Origin of the sequence: Paenibacillus sp. FSL F4-0122 (assembly GCF_038002845.1) — a bacterium.
Lineage (GTDB): Bacteria > Bacillota > Bacilli > Paenibacillales > Paenibacillaceae > Paenibacillus_AQ > Paenibacillus_AQ odorifer.
Window position 1 is genome coordinate 2,106,814 of the sequence record NZ_JBBODI010000001.1, and the last position, 16,042, is coordinate 2,122,855.

At 43.2% G+C, this 16,042-nt stretch carries 14 protein-coding genes; 6 read left to right on the forward strand and 8 right to left on the reverse strand.

What is annotated here, in order from left to right:
- Positions 1–3: 3 nt before the first annotated feature.
- Both MHH49_RS08865 and MHH49_RS08870 read right to left on the reverse strand, forming a co-directional pair.
- Positions 4–1,269, reverse strand: coding sequence for a class I SAM-dependent methyltransferase (locus MHH49_RS08865; protein WP_036687179.1), 1,266 nt, complete (start codon positions 1,267–1,269; stop codon positions 4–6).
- Between the two features lie 25 nt (positions 1,270–1,294).
- On the reverse strand, positions 1,295–2,086 hold the full coding sequence (locus MHH49_RS08870) for a nucleotidyltransferase domain-containing protein (RefSeq protein ID WP_076105209.1): 792 nt from the start codon (positions 2,084–2,086) through the stop codon (positions 1,295–1,297).
- A 229-nt stretch (positions 2,087–2,315) separates the two neighbouring features.
- On the opposite strand from MHH49_RS08870, the gene MHH49_RS08875 reads away from it, so the two are divergent.
- Both MHH49_RS08875 and MHH49_RS08880 read left to right on the forward strand, forming a co-directional pair.
- Positions 2,316–3,629: a helix-turn-helix transcriptional regulator gene (locus MHH49_RS08875; protein WP_076141443.1), complete on the forward strand. Its 1,314-nt coding sequence runs from the start codon at positions 2,316–2,318 to the stop codon at positions 3,627–3,629.
- A complete protein-coding gene (locus tag MHH49_RS08880; protein ID WP_339812608.1) occupies positions 3,616–4,413 on the forward strand; it encodes a WYL domain-containing protein in 798 nt (265 codons plus the stop codon). The genes MHH49_RS08875 and MHH49_RS08880 overlap by 14 nt, the downstream gene beginning before the upstream one ends.
- A 155-nt stretch (positions 4,414–4,568) precedes the next feature.
- Here the strand turns inward: MHH49_RS08880 and MHH49_RS08885 are convergent, their stop codons facing one another.
- Together MHH49_RS08885 and MHH49_RS31165 are read right to left on the reverse strand one after the other, a co-directional pair.
- A complete protein-coding gene (locus MHH49_RS08885; protein WP_339812609.1) occupies positions 4,569–7,358 on the reverse strand; it encodes an AAA domain-containing protein in 2,790 nt (929 codons plus the stop codon).
- Positions 7,359–7,550: 192 nt separating this feature from the next.
- The gene (locus tag MHH49_RS31165; RefSeq protein ID WP_445667569.1) at positions 7,551–7,790 is read right to left on the reverse strand and encodes a DUF6809 family protein; all 240 of its coding nucleotides are present in this window, start codon (positions 7,788–7,790) and stop codon (positions 7,551–7,553) included.
- 222 nt (positions 7,791–8,012) lie between these two features.
- Here MHH49_RS31165 and MHH49_RS08895 point away from each other — a divergent pair, with 222 nt between their 5' ends.
- The gene (locus tag MHH49_RS08895; protein ID WP_036687168.1) at positions 8,013–8,234 is read left to right on the forward strand and encodes a helix-turn-helix domain-containing protein; all 222 of its coding nucleotides are present in this window, start codon (positions 8,013–8,015) and stop codon (positions 8,232–8,234) included.
- 135 nt (positions 8,235–8,369) lie between these two features.
- Here MHH49_RS08895 and MHH49_RS08900 read toward each other — a convergent pair whose 3' ends face one another.
- The gene (locus MHH49_RS08900; RefSeq protein WP_038568140.1) at positions 8,370–10,523 is read right to left on the reverse strand and encodes a pectate lyase family protein; all 2,154 of its coding nucleotides are present in this window, start codon (positions 10,521–10,523) and stop codon (positions 8,370–8,372) included.
- A 343-nt stretch (positions 10,524–10,866) separates the two neighbouring features.
- Here MHH49_RS08900 and MHH49_RS08905 point away from each other — a divergent pair, with 343 nt between their 5' ends.
- On the forward strand, positions 10,867–11,043 hold the full coding sequence (locus tag MHH49_RS08905) for a hypothetical protein (RefSeq protein WP_169744731.1): 177 nt from the start codon (positions 10,867–10,869) through the stop codon (positions 11,041–11,043).
- A 111-nt stretch (positions 11,044–11,154) separates the two neighbouring features.
- On the opposite strand, the gene MHH49_RS08910 is transcribed toward MHH49_RS08905, so the two are convergent.
- Positions 11,155–11,781: a Crp/Fnr family transcriptional regulator gene (locus MHH49_RS08910; RefSeq protein WP_339812611.1), complete on the reverse strand. Its 627-nt coding sequence runs from the start codon at positions 11,779–11,781 to the stop codon at positions 11,155–11,157.
- Positions 11,782–12,008: 227 nt separating this feature from the next.
- Here MHH49_RS08910 and MHH49_RS08915 point away from each other — a divergent pair, with 227 nt between their 5' ends.
- Both MHH49_RS08915 and MHH49_RS08920 read left to right on the forward strand, forming a co-directional pair.
- Positions 12,009–12,479, forward strand: coding sequence for a DinB family protein (locus MHH49_RS08915; protein WP_339812613.1), 471 nt, complete (start codon positions 12,009–12,011; stop codon positions 12,477–12,479).
- A gap of 51 nt (positions 12,480–12,530) precedes the next feature.
- Complete coding sequence (locus MHH49_RS08920; protein ID WP_036687161.1) at positions 12,531–12,977, forward strand: YdeI/OmpD-associated family protein; 447 nt, start codon at positions 12,531–12,533, stop codon at positions 12,975–12,977.
- Between the two features lie 235 nt (positions 12,978–13,212).
- Here MHH49_RS08920 and MHH49_RS08925 read toward each other — a convergent pair whose 3' ends face one another.
- Both MHH49_RS08925 and MHH49_RS08930 read right to left on the reverse strand, forming a co-directional pair.
- Positions 13,213–14,529 (reverse strand): BaiN/RdsA family NAD(P)/FAD-dependent oxidoreductase, encoded by a 1,317-nt coding sequence (locus tag MHH49_RS08925; protein WP_036687159.1) that lies wholly within the window; start codon positions 14,527–14,529, stop codon positions 13,213–13,215.
- Positions 14,530–14,560: 31 nt separating this feature from the next.
- Positions 14,561–15,868, reverse strand: coding sequence for a BaiN/RdsA family NAD(P)/FAD-dependent oxidoreductase (locus MHH49_RS08930; protein WP_326046974.1), 1,308 nt, complete (start codon positions 15,866–15,868; stop codon positions 14,561–14,563).
- Between the last annotated feature and the right edge of the window lie 174 nt (positions 15,869–16,042).

Genomic DNA, 16,042 nt, shown 5'->3' on the forward strand with positions numbered 1-16,042 from the left:
TGTCTATTCCTCCTTTCTTCGCACAATAGCGCATTGCGTCGTACGGATCTCGCCAACCCGGTCACCAACCATCAAATATTCGACCTCGACTGCTAAACCTTGAATCGTATCCAAAACCCATTGCCCGAACGCTTGCTGTCCCATTTCCCACTTGTGATCCTCATGCCGGAATCCTTCCAGCTCATAATAACGATTGAAATCAGCATTCGGTGTGGTCACAATAAGCTGTTGAAAATTCACATTACCGATTATTTGCTGAATAAGCTCTGCTGCCTCACCTTCGCTCATGTGCTCTACAACTTCTGTTAGAATCACATCAACCTGCTCCCCGTTGTACGACTCCAGAAAATGGTCCAGTGAGCCAAAGGTTGCAATGTTATCAATGTCCTTAGCTTTCGCTTTCCGATTCACAACCTCCAGCAGCTCCTCAGCTATATCTACCGCATAATAGGTACTCTCTATTTTCCCGGCAAACGGAATTGCATAGAAACCTTCTCCGCAACCGATGTCCAGAATCGGCTTATTGAATGGAAGCACACTCGAAATAAAAGTACGCCGCTGCATCGCAGTACCGCCATACTCCAGCCCAATAGAATACTGGTCCGTTTGTTCGATGGAGGCTTTATATCGCTTGAACCGTTCCTTCGAGGTAAGGAAATTCCTTGCAAATAGACTTCTTATATAAAAGGGTGCATCAATGACGTTAAGGCTGCGGATATATTTATCCAAGATAGCATCCGAAATATCTATGTACTCATCCCCAAATATGGATAAGAACAAGGACAGCACACCAACAACATGCAAGAGGTGATACAAGCTTTTATGTGTGGTAATCGTCAGCGAATAGCTCTTATGTGCCTGATGCTGCAAGGAGAAGGTATATCCCTTTAAATGCTTTTGGAAAAATTCAATATAGTGTATCCGCTCAACCTGAACCATATTAATGAAAAAAGAATGCTCATATCCTTCCGCATCCCGTTCATCCTGGGCTTTGAAGGGTGTAGAGAAAAACTCATTGACCGCATTAAGCGGAAATAGAGGTGTATTAAACCGGGAGACATTTAAATACTCAAAGCTCTCGCTTCCGTTCTGCTTGTAGGATATATCGTTATCTGCATCCTTAAAATAAACGTTATAAGTTGCCTCATCAGAATACCATCCATAAGCCACTCCCTGACGAACCGGACGAAGCTGCATACCTGTCACTGGATTTTTTTTAATTAAAAAAGTGAATTTTGGATTCGTAGATTTCAGTTGTACAATAGCCACTACCATCTTCCTCCTATCAATCTTTCTATAGGGCCCGTCCCCATACTTCCTGTAAAGCTTCTCGAAATAGAGCATCCAGCTGATGATCTCTGTTGTTCTCCTTAGCATTCAAGGACGCCGCCACCTTATCCAACACTTGGAACTGTTCTTCTAAATAATCGTTAATCACGGTTAGCTGCGGTCCGTAGTCTAGTTCTTCACCGGATTTTTTTCGTGCCAGCAATTGCTGAATCACCTGCCACAGCTCTTCATCCTTCGGAATAAGCCGCTCTACCAGTACATCGAACTCCATCGGCGGCATCTCTCCATATCGGTGAGTCCACTCACAAGCTAGAACGGGACGAAGCACATAAAAGTACTTTTTGATCTTGACCTGTTCGCCTTGCAGATAATCACGGTAGTTCCCTCTTGCCATGTTTAAATAATGGTACATACAAGACTTCCGCGAAAATGTGTACGGGGAGATGCTTCTAAGCTTCTCTGCTATACTGTACTTTTCTGCATATTGAATGGGTGATTGCAGCCACTCCAGCAGCGGTGGATTTGACTTCCGGAATAAATTCAGTGCTTTACGCAAATCCCAGCCATTGATATCAAGCATATTGTTAATAGGACGCTCGATCACATCCCGCTTATCAAAAATAGATAGATACCATTCCGGTTTATGCAGATAAATAAATCTCACATCATAATCACTGTCCTGCGATGGGAATCCCCAGGCCCGGCTGCCTGATTCGCAGGCATACAATATTGTAACTTGCTCCTCATATTCAATCTGTTCCAGCTGCTCACAGATAAGCTTGTTTATAGGATCCATCTTCATCCCTCCAGATCGGTTACTTCCCTATTCTCTACCATTGATACTATTCGAACGCCTCTTCAGAATTGCTTCGGCTTCATGGATCTATCTTCGCTCATCTTCCCTGTAACGAACAGGGCGGAAGTATGGCGGCGGCCAAAAATACTTCCATTTTATTCAACTCTGGTGCTTAATATAATAAGTACTACTATTTCTAATGGATTCGCTACAGGCTGGAGGGATACAAATGGCCCGGGAAAGTTTTGACAAGGAGATTCAATTTCTTCGCATGCTCTCTTTAGCGGGGGGAGCTTACAGCAGACAACAATTCGCCGATCGTCTCGGCATTTCTGTACATACCTATGACAAAACGCTGCGCAACCTGAAGGGCATGGTAACCGTATTACAACAAGACCTGCCTACAGAACAAGGAACGGAACTCTCTGAATGGCTCCGCTATAACTATTATGAATCTGCCGACCCGCTGCTCCTGTTCTTGTTCCGGGCGAAGTCGCTTAAGGAAACGGAGAGCATCCGGCTTACTCTACTATTAACTGCGCTTCAGACTCAGGAGCTAACGGCTAAAGATCTACAGGATGTCTGCAGTGAGCAAATGCCAACCGATTGTCCAATGCCCGATGAGAAGACCATCCGTGGAGATCTGAAATATCTTGAGGAAGTTGGCGTTATTCTTCGTGTAAATGAGGGCCGTCCTTATCGATACAAGGCTGCTAACGATCTGATTGATCAATTATCGGGCGATCAGCTCTTGGATCTTTACGACTATGTTGATGTCATCGCCAACACGCAGACTCCGTCGGTGCAAGGTTACCTGCTGCGCGACACCTTAAAAAAGGTCCTGCGGAAGCGGGGTTATAACCCCGAAGCTACGGAAACCCATAGATACAAGTATAATTATCATTCACGTATTCTTGACGAGGCACACCTATACACAATTTTTGCAGCGATTCAGCAGCGAAAAAAAATTAAGTTTCTATATCTATCCCCTAAAAAGGGCAAAAACTACGCCTCTCAGAATACCAATCCTCTCTTTGAGCGGGAAACAAGGGGCGTCACAGAAACCGTTCTTCCGCTCCGCGTCATCTATGACCATCAATATGGGCGCTGGTATTTAATCGGACATAATTCACGTATGGGCATCATGAAATTCCGAATGGAGGGCCTTACTCAAATTGAGGAGGGCGACACTGTGGAAGAAGCAGAGTTTGCTCAGAAACTCAGCAATCTGGAAGAGCAGATGACAAACAGCTGGGTTATAGATACCACCCGTGCAATTAAAGTGGTGGCGAGATTTTATAACCCCAATCGCTCTGGTGTTAATTTTATTCGGGAGCGGGTTGAAGCGCAGGGACAGTGGGGAGTAATTACGGAAGAGTCCGATTCTACATTCCTTTATGAGATCACAGTGAATGGTATTTATGAAATTAAGCCGTGGTTACGAAGCTTTGGTTCGAGCTGCGAGGTATTAGAACCCCCTTGGCTGCGTAAGCAATTTATCGCGGAGTGGAAGGAGATTCACAGCTATTATGAATCCATTTGAGAAAATATTTAACTTCCAAATCATTTCACGCCTCGACGAAGTGGGTTCATTAGCGCTGACCTCCCAGGAACGTTCCTGGCTGAAAACCATGTTAATGCACCCGGCCTCAGAAGCAGCTTTTACACTGGATACCTTAAGTAAATTGAACTCCATATTGGAGGCAGAAGCGTCCACAGAAGTGCAGGGAATTATTATGGAGAAAGCTAAAAGCAAAGAGCGGCAGGTCTATCACCCAATGCTTCGTACACTCCGCCGTATAATCATGCAGAATCAAGCGATCCTTATTACTTTCCATATTAAGCATGGAGGCCAACGAACTGACCAATCCGGGTTCGCTCATAAGCTGGAATACAACATGTATAAGCGGGAGTGGTATTTGCAATGGTACAGCACCCGGCAACGTTCTCTTATGTCCACTAAACTAAAAAACATTGTTTCTGTTGAAGTAGCTCCCTTCCCTGCCAAACGGATTGATGACTTAAAAGCAAGAATAACGCGATTATTAGAGGATCAGAAAGAATGTGCATGTATTCAAGTCATTCCCACCTTTAATGCTGAGCTGTCCCGAATTCTGTACGCCTTTTCCTGTTTTGATAAATCCGTGTCCTTTGATGAAAATTCGGGCATCTATCGAATCAAAGTCATCTACATGAGAGACGACAGCGAATTCCTATTGTCCAAAATCCGTTTTCTTGGCCTGCGCGTAAAAATCGTCGAGGGTGAGCATCTTAAGCGGCGCATGCTGAAATCCGCAGCTATGGCGATTGACCGGTATGGGGAATAACCGAGAATTAGTATAGGCTGGTCAACTATCCTGAAGCGCTGAAACGTGCTTATATAGTAAAGTAAAAGACACGGTTAAGATGTCTTTTACTTTACTTACAGCAGCTTTCTTAGAAACTGAAAGGTGGACTTACGGAGTACTGTGATTATTAAACATCAGCTTGATTGCATAATAGCATCCAGCAGCTCCCTGATCTTTCTCTCCTCTGAGCTCTCATTAGTTGCGAACCTTTTTAACTTTATTCCATATGTATTAAAAATAGTATCTTTCATTTTATCCCGCTCTTTCTGTTCCGGTTTATTCTCATGAAAAGCAAATCCGTCTACCTCAATGGCAAGCGCCGCTTTCCGATCCAACTTATGATAAATGACAAAATCCACAGAGGCTCTATTACTGATATATCGCCGCTCCTGGTCTTTCAATCTATTCACATCCTTGAATAGATTCTTGAGAAGAACCTGATTGCCGAGTGTAAATCCGCTATAAACCGGCTCCTGTAAAAGCCCCTCAAGCAGTGCCTGCATCAGATTTTCCGATTTGAATTTAGATACATTAACTCTCTTAGCCCGTTCTCTAAATGCCCGAAGCTTACCCGAATACTCCTGATACAACAGATCAAATATGGATACTATCTCACTGTCCACCACGTTCTCATCCAGCGTGCTATACTCCATATACCGTGTGAGATCCCCAATTTCATTACCATATTTCCGAAATAGGGCATGATCCGTTATCAGAATAAACTTCTTCTGCGCACGGGATACGGCCACATTAACCTTACAGGGATCATTCACAAATTTCATACCTATTTTGCCAGAGCGTGTCTGATCCAACACTGTAGACATAATCATAATAGACTTCTCCCGGCCTTGATATTTATGTATCGTGTCACTCTCGATATCATCGACAAACTGTCCTGCTGCTTTCTCTACCTGCTTGCGGTAAGGTGTGACGAAGCCAATATCCGATTGACCAGCCGCTACTTCCTCCCAACCCGCAAGGATCTCCCCTTCAATGACATCCAGCTCCCGCTGGTTGAACTTCCCTTTCTTCTCACCAATGGTTACTTCTCGCAAGTGATTACCCGGCGCAGTCCTGTAAATCAGCAGTGGAACTTCTGTATCCTCTTCAGTCGTAAAAGTAATTAAATCGCCATTATAGTACTTTTGATTGCAAAACTGAATGATTTTGGGATGGCACCGATAGTGCTCTTTAAGCATCACTTTGGGAATATCATCTCCATATAGGACAAGCATGGATGACAGTAGATTGTGTTGAAAATAATTATAAGCTTCGTCGATGTTAGCGGATGCAGCACATCCAACCTTCTTCTCAATCTCCATACTCACAATTTGCGGCAGCTGTTTGGTATCCCCAACAATGATCGCACGTTTGCAACAGGATAGCGCAAGTGCGCCTGTCACCAGATCTACCTGAGAAGACTCGTCAATAATAACGTAGTCAAACAGATCATTGGCCGGCACGCAATTACGCAAAGAATGAGTCGTGCTTAGGACAATCGGATAATATTCGATGAATGACTTAAAGTTTTTGCTCTGCCGATAATCTTTTGCATTACATTTCAACCGAGAGAGATTACGATATTTCTCATACAACTTATGTTGGAAAAGCTGAACGGAACACTGCTGGTGTTCCTTCAGTAAAGGCTGATAGGACGCAGACTGCAGCTCTTGTTCAATCCTTACAATACGACCCGATAGCTCTTCAATCCGCAGAATATAGAACTTCCGCTGAACATTCAGAATCACATCTGCCCCCTGTTCCTTCAAATATTTAAGCTCCGTGAACCCATGTTTGACAAAAAGCTTGAACTTGTACAAAAGACCATTCTCTTTACCTTTTCTCACCGCAAGGTGGCTATCCTTCATGAACTCAAGCATCCGCTCAGGCGTCTCATGATAGAATGACAACTTCTCTAATGGCTCTATATTCTGCTTGGCGTAGTAGTTCTCAAAATGCTTCTGCTCCAGCACATACGCCGACAGCTGTTGCTTCAAACGCGCCTTCTCCATATCCAGTACCATCAGCCGATTAATACGACCATCCAGCTCCTGTATCTTGGATAGTAGCTCCGCCTCAGGCAACTCGCTTTCCCAGCCAGAGACCTCGGCGACAGGCAGATTCGCAAAGAAATTTTCTTTATTCTCATTATTGCCAAGCCCCGCAACCAAAAAGGGATAACCCTCCGCCTCCAGCTTATCGCGCACATTCTGCACCGCCGCATTGTTGCCTGAGACCACAGCCACCTTCTTCTCTTGCATCACAGCCAGGTTGGCCAATATATTGAGAATGGTCTGGGTTTTGCCTGTACCTGGAGGGCCTTCAATGATACTGATCTTACTTCGTAAGGCATGATCCAGGGCCGTCTTTTGGCTAAGGTTATACCTGAATGGGAAGATCGGCTGTAATTCAACAGTGACATCCTCGCTCACCGGAGACCCATTAACATAGTGACTCAATACACTTTCTGGGTGTACAAAACTGAGCTTGGCAAATTCCTTTTTTAAAAAAGCGTCCATCTCCGGCTGATCTTCTCCGCCCTCAATATGCCCTGAAATGGCACGCCAATACTCCATGACCTTCAACGCATCTGAGCTCTTCACTCCGCTGCTCTCGATTCGAACATGCACGGCTTCATACACCCGATTGGTTCCATCCTTAAAAAACACACGAATCCGAGATCCGAAATCCAGCACTCGCATAACATTGCTAAGAGGGTTATCCCGATGAAACACCACTTGCTCTTTGGTGATTGCTGTAATAACGGGCTTGTCTAGAATCATTACATCACTTGCATTGTAATAATAGGGTTTATTAGAACTGCGATAAATCAACCTTATGTTTACGCCCAACTGTTCATATGATGCGATTTCTGAGGTGCGGTCTTTGTTTTTAACAATAATCAGGTATCTTTCTTCGTCCATGGCTATTCCTTCTGTGTTCGCGTATTTAGAATTAATATGTAGGGAATTCGGTAGAATGTAAGGATATTCCTTCATAGGAAGGACATAGTCTTATTGATAGGCTAAAAAGACACCTTGATTGGTGTCTTGAGGGGAAAGCTAATCCAAGAAAGTATTTGAGGAAACTACTTATGAAGAGAAACTATCCTATTATTAATCATCAACTAAGATTTCAATCATCATTGCCGCTCCGGTCTTGAATCCACACACAAATGCAGCAGTCATCTCCATCCCCTGGGCTTGAGAATACAGTTCCAATAAAGACTCCAGCTCATCAAAATCCCCTTCGGACGGTAGCTGGGATCCTTGGAGATGAAATCCACGCTGGGAAATAAGCTGCCGTGGTATAGAGATTCGAGAATGTTGGGCATAGGAGCCTCCATTTTTAGATATTTGAGGAGATTTATTTTCATTATAGTTTGCTTCTAGTGATACGAATTAAATAAAGGCTCATATCCACCACTTATCCTCAACTTCTCATATGAGATACATTTTTTTGGTGAGAATAAAAAATACGCATTCAATACGCATAAGCGTACCAGTTATGGAATTATTATACGTTACGCTTATGCGTATAGTCAAGATGAAAACTCAGAGTTAGTGAGGCGATTAGAAGTGGGAAAGAGAGTTATAGTAAAAATATCAGAATTGACCAAAAAACATAAGATTTCCCTACGAGAATTGTCCAGAATATCCGATGTCCGACATGCTGCATTAAGTGAGTTAGCTAATGGAAAAAGGGAGAATATTAACTTTAGTCATATAAGCAAAATTGCAGAAGCTTTAAATATTGAGGATATTCGTGAGATTATTGATTTGGTTGATGATAAAGATTAATCAAATCAACACAAAATTGATAGTTTTTCAATCGACAATAACTCAAGTAATAAGACCATAAGAAAAAGCAAAGAAAAGCGACCCCTACAGGTCGCTTTTCTGATACTCCATATTAAAGTAGAGGCGGTCAGTTCCCTATTCCAGCTTCATATAATACAGATTCGCCGTACTATCTTTTGTAATGGTATGCGCACCTGCGGCCAGAGAGACAGTGGCAATGCCATTGGTTATAGGGTAACTTGTTCCATCCACTTTGATTTTCGTTCCCTCTGTGTTGAACACTAGGGTTAGCGTTGAAGCTTTAGCAGAAGTGAATTGAATGCTGGTTGCACTCTCAATTTTTAGACATTGGGATAGGGTTAAACCCTGATATGCCACAGTTCCCTTACTTGTTGAGAGATTGCCTTGGATATTGAAGAAGCTGCTTGTTGTTCCATCCGTAGTAAAGTTGTGAACGGTTGCTCCCGCTGTCGGCACTGGCGTTGTCGTCGGTGCTGGAGTCGCCGTTGGTACAGGAGTTGCTGTTGGAGCTGGGGTCGCTGTTGGCACAGGAGTTACTGTTGGCGTAGGTGTTACTGATGGAGTCGGAGTCGGGTTCGTTGGGTTTGAATTCCCCCCTACAGAGACAAGTCCCGTTGTGTAGCCTCTGATTGCAGACATCAGCGCTGTATTCAGCGCATACGAAACGTCATCCACTGAATCATTAAATTCCCATGTGAAGTCTCCGCCATTCAGACGTCCGGCTTTTGCCATAACAATCTGTTCAACATTGCTTACGTTATCAATATTAGATACGTTCACTCCTGTATTTACGCTCGTGTCGAAGTTGTTATAGGCTGTTCCGCCTTTTAATGCTTTGTATGAGCTTGGGACGGTTTCATTTCTTGACGAAGCTAAGTAAGCATCAAATGAGGTAGCATTAGCAGGAGCTGTCCCTGTGTTTGAATTCGCATAGATGAGACTTGAAGCCTCTACAATAAGATTGTTATAGGCTTTAATCACACCTCCATTTTCGCCTGAGAACGTACCCTCCCCTAAAGCATCTGTACCTTGTAAGGAGATCATCATTGGAAATTTAGCATGTCTAAAATAATTAGATTCTACAAAAGCTGAAGCACCTGTAGTTACACCCACACCGTATTTGGAGATACCATCGAAAAAGTTGTTATAGATATGGACGGAAGCCACTCTAATCCGCGGATGACGGGAGTCCGAATGGTCAAACCAGTTGTGGTGGAAGGTAACAAAAAATTCAGCCGGCTCACTCAAACCAACTAGCGAGGATTTTCCGGAATCCCAGTAATGGTTGTAAGAGATTGTAATATAGTTGGATCCATTTTTAAGGTCTGTGGAACCGTCGCCCTTGGCTTGGTCTGCATCGCCTCCAGCAGCTCCATAAAAAATATCATTATTATGCACCCAGACATTCATATTGCCGGAATCCATTGAAATGCCATCGTCAGGGAATAACATTACACCCAGGTTTCTTACTTCCACATTACCTACATATCTTAGAAGCATTCCCCAACCGTACGCGTAAGCATCATTCCCGATACCTTCAATAGTAATATTCATTTCCGAATAATTGTTTTTACCTTTGACTTCAAGATACCCACTGCTGTTAAGCTGTCCACTCAGATCAGCAGCTGTAACTTTTCCGATAATTCGGATCGCAAGTGGAGTTGTATCATAACCTTTTTGTCTCAGTGTCAGAATACCACCCAGACCAACCCCTGTTTGTACAGCGCCGGAGCTGTTGATTTTCACACCAAGGGTTACGGTTTGCGCATTCTGAGATGTTATATACAGCACTTGAGCACCATTCTTGAGGGTTCCATTCTCATTATAAGCCCCTGATCCTGTACCATATTGCGAACTAGTCGAAAAAGCAAATCCTGAGCGGTCATATGACGTTACGGATAGTGGATTTGAAACCGCACTTACCGTCCCACCCCCTGACAAGGTAGCTTCAACTTTCATCACATAATTACCGGCTGCAAGCCCAACAGCATCTGCTCTCCAGTAGGAAGAATATTTGCGGATTAACTCATTATTAATTTGTTGATACCCAGAATCCGCTGCACTTGCCAATTTAACATAAACGTTATACCCTGTCGCATTGCTTACAGGTGACCATTCCACATATGCCGTTTCATTCCAGCCTCCACTGCCTGTTACCGCAAGACCAGCAGCATGCACCACCGTATTTGTCCATCCACCTACTATTAAAGAAAGAGCAAGAGAAAACAACACAACAATACTGGTTACCTTTGCAACTCTTTTTTTCATTTTATTTCCTCCCGATTTAAATTTGTTGCAGATATCATTGTAACCGCTTGCAAAAAATGAAGTTTCTCTTTTCACCTCCTAAATATTTAGAAAGAGATCCTGCATCTAGCCCCTGTATCCCTTCGAAAATAATACAAATTCTGGAACCAGAACACGTTCAACATATCAAAACTAAAAAAGGTTCCGAAACAATCATTTACTCATATCTCCCATATCTAACCGTGTTCTGAGCTAATGATTATAGGACAGCGAATGGATTGTGATCATACAACACGAATAGCCACACAGTAGCCAGCACATAATAAAATTCACAACCATTAGGTAAACAAGGAGGAATTTTCAATTGAGCGCAAATAAACCAGACAAGAATCTGATCAACACTGTAAAAGATTTGGAAGCCACGCCCGTAAACAGCCTGGAAGCCCAACAGCAGCAACAAGCCCGTAATGATCGCCGCAAGCAATCTCAGCATGACAGCGACGGCAAATTCACGGAAAATGAAACCGGGAACTTTCATTAAAGTCGGGAATACTGTTGGAATCTTCTTTTTAAGCTGCAATAACGTAAAAAGACACCCTTCAAGGTGTCTTTTCTTTTACTACCTATGGAGCCGCATCATAATGTATTTCCTTTAATCAATACGTATCAACTGCTCATCCTGTAATCCAAGCAATGATTTTTTCACGGTCTCACGCGCCGTTCCTGTCATATCCGCCAGGTGTTGATACGTTAATTTCAAATCGATTAGAACACCTTCATCAGAGGGCACTCCGTGCTCTTCTGTTAGACGCAACAACACGCGAGCAATACGCGTACGCACGTCGATAACGGTCAAGCCTGTTATTAATTTATTGGCATCACGCAGACGATCTAATGCTGTTTCCAAAATGCAGATTAGTATTTCCGGATTACTTTTTAGTAAAGGAATGAAATCGCGTTTTTTCAAAATACATAAGGTAGACTTCTCAATGGTCCTCGCAGAAGCAGAGCGCGCTCTTTCATTTTGCAACAAAGCCATCTCTCCAAAGAAATCACCTACTCTAAAAATAGAGAGTACTACATCCCTAGAGTGGTTATCTTGATAGATTTGAACAACTCCAGATAGAACCAGATAGAGCTCCTCTCCCTCTTCACCCTCAAAAAAGATGGACTCTCCTTTTATATAAGTACGCTCGCCACATACCTTAGTAATTTCAGCTAAATATTCATCATCAAGATGTTCAAAGAACGGAAAATCCTGTAACAGTTGTGGGTTCATCTTCTAGAGGTTCCTCCAGTATAAGTAATAATTTTTTTATGATTGAATCGCGAACCTATCCTATATTGCAATACTTTTAATTCAAGATAAATAGCGACAGCTTCATTAAATTATTATGTGACACAAATTTTCCAAATGCACCATCGTAAAATGGAAGGTTTTGGTTTTGTTTGTGGAGAACAAGAATAAAGTTAAGATTCAAAATTTCGAGAAGTGAGTTGATGAACATGAGTGATAAGATGGTGGCTGTTTTAAGAAGACAGTTTGATCCAACCGTAGAAATGTTGAAGAATCTTATCGAAGTATGTCCTGATCATTTTTGGAAGGATGCCAAGCATAAATACTGGAAGCATATATTCCATGCTACAACCAGTATGAAATTTTGGTTTAGGCAGCAAAAGGATGAAGAATTCAAAATACCTGACTTCGGTAAAGATATAACAGAAGACTTAGATAAGGAGTGCTCTGAGTACCCTACTAAAGAGGAAATGACACAGTACGTAGAAGATATATTGAGTGTGGCTCGCAAGTTTTTTGATGAACTTACTGACGGCAGATTATTGGAACCATGTGTGCTATACGAAGAAATAACTAAAACTGATGTTATCCTCATGCAGATAAGGCATGTTCAACATCATATAGGTTATTGCAACAGCATATTGAATTCGAATCACCTAGAAACAGCAAAGTGGCTATGATAAAATGAGTGACCGAAATCAGCTTCTTTACCACGAGGAGTGTTATTTAATATGGTTTATGAATTTGATAGTGAGATAAAGCTGCTGGAAGGTAAAATGAAATGGAAAGTAGTCTATTTCCCCTATTCAGTAAGGGAGATATTCAATACTAATGGTAAAGTACCTATTCAAATCTCTGTTGACGGGTACGAATTTGACCATACTTTATTGCCGTCAAAGAATGGGCATTATTTTGTTTATAACGAATTTATTCGAAGAGCATTACAAAAAGAGCTCGGTGATACATTACATATAATACTTAAGAAATGCGAGGAAAATCGTAAACTGATTGTGCCAGATTACATTACTACAAACCTTGAAGAGTACCACATGCTGAATACATTTCTAAACCAGCCTGATTACATTAAACGAGAGCAGATTAATTATATTGAGCTTGCTAAAAAGGAAGATACAAAAAATAGACGAATACTAGCTCTAATTGATAAACTTAAGGATTAATAAAGGGACGACAATAAAGTTGAGGTAAAATGAAGACATCAGAGTTAAGCAACGAATATTGATATTTCGCTAAACCCCAACAATCATTTTTAAATGAGCACCAAACTTTAAAAAATCACAAAAAAGCGATGAGAAACAACCCTCATCGCTTTCACATTACTAAAACCAGACTTGTTACAGCAAACCTCTGCCTAGTAATAGGTGATCGTTTAAGAGTCAGCAACCATCTGCCCCCTTACGTGGTGCTAGCACGTCGATCAGCAAGCGCCATCGCGGCGGCATAGCCGGAGCTCCAGGCCCATTGCAGGTTATAGCCGCCGCAATCTCCATCGACATCCATCACCTCACCTGCCAAATACAGTCCAGGGACTAACTTAGATTCCAACGTTCCTTCGGTTAGCTCCGTCGTATCGATGCCACCAGCTGTTGTTTGTGCATTAGTAAAGCTATTGGTATCGGTCACTTTAAATTCCCAACGCTTCAAGATTTTATAAAATATTTTTTTTGTTTTCCACGAAAGATCCTGACAAAGCAGGTGCAACTGTTGATCAATTCCAGCCTCCTTCAGCAGAACTGGAATCAGTTTCTTGCTGACGATACCTATAAGGGAATCGGCAACCGTCCGGTGTCCGAAGATCCCCCAGTGGATCTCCAGAAAATCAATTAACTCTTCCTCCGTGCGCTCCGGCATTAAATCAACCGACAATGTCACCGATTCTCCTATTCCGAGATTATACGCAGCCTTTCTGCTGAGCTGAAGTATGGGCGGGCCCGAGATACCATAGTCCGTAAAAAGAATCTCACCAGACTCAGTGCGGATGACTTCATTGTTTACGATAACATGGGCCTCTCCCTCAAATTTGATGCCCGATAGTTCCTTCAAATACGGATAATCCAGCTTCAATTGTACAATGCCTGGCACCGGGTTGATCAAGGTGTGCCCCAGACGTTGGACAAGCGTATAACCGGAGCCGTCCGTTCCCGTTTTGGGAGCGGTAAGGCCGCCTGCACATAGAAAAAGATAGTCGCTGGTATACACAACCTGTTCCTCTGTCTCCGTCTGGCAGGTTATCGCGAACCGCGGATGTCCCGCCGAAACGGTAACATCCAACACTTTATGTTTATAATATACGGGAACATTCCGATCCTCCAGCGCCAGCTTAAATACACCCGGCACCGAAGCCGCCTGCAGCGACATCGGATACATCCGGCCATTCTCCAAGCTTACAAAAGGAAGCCCGAGCGAGGAGAAAAATTCGATCGTTTGGCGGACACCGAATTGCCGCAATACATGTATTGGGAATCCTTCCTGATTACTGTGATACTTGCGTGATAAAGCGGCCGCTTCATCCGTACCGGTGGCGGTGGATTGGTTCGTAATGTTGCAACGCCCGTTACCCGTCGTTATTATTTTCTTCCCCAGCCGGTCATTGCTTTCAATAATTGCTGTATCAATACCTTGATCCCTCGCTGTAACTGCAGCCATTAGACCTGCAGCACCCCCACCGATAATGAACAGCTCGTGGTGCTTAGAAGTCTGATCCTTATACATGTTAATTGATGCATCCCTTTTCCTAATAAATTTATTGAATTGACTTAGCTAGCGCCATGGCGGCCACATATCCGGAACTCCAGGCCCATTGTAGGTTATAGCCGCCGAAGTCTCCATCCACATCCATCACTTCGCCAGCCAAATAAAGCCCAGGTACTAGCTTGGATTCCAGCGTTCCTTCGATTATTTCCGACGTATCGATGCCGCCAGCTGTCACTTGTGCATTCGTAAAGCCATTGGTATCCGTCACTTTAAATTCCCAGCGCTTCAAGATTCGATAAAATTTCTCCTTAGTTTTCAACGACAGAGCCTGGCAAAGCAGCTGTGGCTGCTGATCTAAGCCGGTCTCCTTGAGTAGGACCGTAACAAGCTTCTTGTTAAAGATGCCAACGAGAGAATCTGCAACCGTCCGGTGTCCAAAAGTCTCCCAGAGCCTTTCTAAAAACTCAACTAACTCTTCCTCCGTGCGGTCAGGCATCAGATCCACCGATAATTTCACCTGTTCTCCTCTTGCAAGATGATACGCAGCCTTCCTGCTTAGCTGGAGAATTGGCGGACCAGTAATACCATAGTCCGTAAAGGCAATTTCGCCCTGTTCACTGCCGATGACTTTACCGTTTACAATAATATGAGCTTGTCCCTGAGATTTGATAGTGGACAGTGCTCTCATATTCGGATATTGCAGCTTCAGTTGCACAATGGCCGGTAAAGGCTCAATCAGGGTGTGTCCCAGACGTTCAGCAAGTGTATACCCAGGAGGTTCTTTTCCCGCATTTGGACCGGCAAGGCCACCCGCAGATAGAAGTAGATAGTCGCTAGTATAAACAACCTCCTCCTCTGTCTCCGTTTGGCATTTTATCTTGAAGCGCGGATGATTCTTCGAAACAGTAACATCCAACACTTTGTTATTGAGGTACACCGGAACATTCCGATCCTCCAGCGCAAGCTGGAAAATATCCAGCACCGCTGCTGCCTGCAGCGACATCGGATACATCAAGCCATCCTTCAATCTTGTAAGCGGAAGCCCGAGAAAGGAGAAAAAATCTATGGTCTGACGGATGCCAAATTGCTGCAATACCGCAAGTGGAAATCCGGCCTGATTACTGTGATACTTGCGCGATAAAGCGATTGCTTCATCTGTACCCGTTGCAGTGGATTCATTTGTAATGTTGCAGCGCCCATCACCTGTCATTAATATTTTCTTTCCAATCCGGTCGTTACTCTCCAGAATGGCAGTATCGATACCCATATCACACGCAGTAACAGCGGCCATTAATCCAGCAGCACCTGCGCCGATAATAAACAGCTTGTGGTGCATAGAAGTCTGATTCTCATACATGGTTGATCAATGCATCCTTTATTCCAATTTTTCTAAAAGCACAGAAGCACTTTATTAAATTATAGCATAAGTGTACTGGTTTTCATTTATCTCCTTATGTACTCATCACATCTTAGGTTAGCCTTTTATCCCTTGACTGCAATTTAGTCCATAAACAAGAAAAAAACCGCTTTA

Coding starts and splice junctions, on each gene's coding strand:
- MHH49_RS08925 (WP_036687159.1), bottom strand. CDS start 14,529: ATGTATAAGGATCAGACTTCTAAGCACCACGAGCTGTTCATTATCGGT.
- MHH49_RS08910 (WP_339812611.1), bottom strand. CDS start 11,781: ATGAACCCACAACTGTTACAGGATTTTCCGTTCTTTGAACATCTTGAT.
- MHH49_RS08930 (WP_326046974.1), bottom strand. CDS start 15,868: ATGTATGAGAATCAGACTTCTATGCACCACAAGCTGTTTATTATCGGC.
- MHH49_RS08875 (WP_076141443.1), top strand. CDS start 2,316: ATGGCCCGGGAAAGTTTTGACAAGGAGATTCAATTTCTTCGCATGCTC.
- MHH49_RS08885 (WP_339812609.1), bottom strand. CDS start 7,358: ATGGACGAAGAAAGATACCTGATTATTGTTAAAAACAAAGACCGCACC.
- MHH49_RS08915 (WP_339812613.1), top strand. CDS start 12,009: ATGAGTGATAAGATGGTGGCTGTTTTAAGAAGACAGTTTGATCCAACC.
- MHH49_RS08900 (WP_038568140.1), bottom strand. CDS start 10,523: ATGAAAAAAAGAGTTGCAAAGGTAACCAGTATTGTTGTGTTGTTTTCT.
- MHH49_RS08880 (WP_339812608.1), top strand. CDS start 3,616: ATGAATCCATTTGAGAAAATATTTAACTTCCAAATCATTTCACGCCTC.
- MHH49_RS08920 (WP_036687161.1), top strand. CDS start 12,531: ATGGTTTATGAATTTGATAGTGAGATAAAGCTGCTGGAAGGTAAAATG.
- MHH49_RS08870 (WP_076105209.1), bottom strand. CDS start 2,086: ATGGATCCTATAAACAAGCTTATCTGTGAGCAGCTGGAACAGATTGAA.